The 725-nt window shown below is 59.2% G+C and carries 1 protein-coding gene; it reads right to left on the bottom strand.

Annotated features, from left to right (window positions below):
- Positions 1-725: CotH kinase family protein (locus NCS28_RS33085; protein WP_250517976.1), on the bottom strand; the 725-nt coding region annotated here is incomplete at both ends.

The raw sequence follows: 725 nt of genomic DNA, 5'->3' as shown, positions 1-725 counted from the left end.
TTGCCGCCGACATCCTTGTAGAGATAGATGCTCGAATACGCCTGCGCATCCTGATTCTTGAATATCTCGTTGACGAGATACCAGTTGATCAAAGAGGCTACGTCGAAGTACTTTTCGTAGCCGTTGACAGGGTCCGCGGCGGAATTGGAATACAGGACATCTTCCGCCGTCTGAACGTATTGCTTGATGTACGCGACCTGCGCGGGCGAGGCAGGCGAGGGCGTATCGATGCACAGCGTGACCTGATGCGTCGTGATCCAGCAGTTGTCGTCGTCGAGACGACCGTTGATCTCGAGGATGAAGCCCGTGCTCTCCGGCGCGACGGTGTCGTCGGTGTCCGCGATAGCGACGCGGTTCTTGTCCACCCGGATCGATTCCACCAGATCGTACGCACCCAGGTATTCGCCGTTGAGAGTGACTTCAACGGGGACATCACGCGGCGTCCACGCCATATCGAGCCGCTTGCCCAGCTCGAGGGCGCTCCGGTTGCGTAGCAGAGTCTTATCGGAGTAGTTGGCCAGAAGAACCCAGTTCTTGTCGCTCGGCAGCCCGAGCAACGGCGCCTTCTCATCGAGCTTGATCCGATAAGGCTTCTTCGGCATATCCCAGGTACTGTGTCCGCGGCCGCGAATCGAGGTGCGTCCGGCGAACGCGCTGGTTCCGTCCGGATTCGTGATGGCGAGCGTGCCCGGAATATAGGTTTCCTTGTCGACGATGGCGGCGCC

Origin of the sequence: Caballeronia sp. INDeC2, from assembly GCF_023631325.1 — a bacterium.
Lineage (GTDB): Bacteria > Pseudomonadota > Gammaproteobacteria > Burkholderiales > Burkholderiaceae > Caballeronia.
Note: the sequence above shows the minus strand (reverse complement) of the source record. Positions and strands in the feature narration are given on the sequence as shown.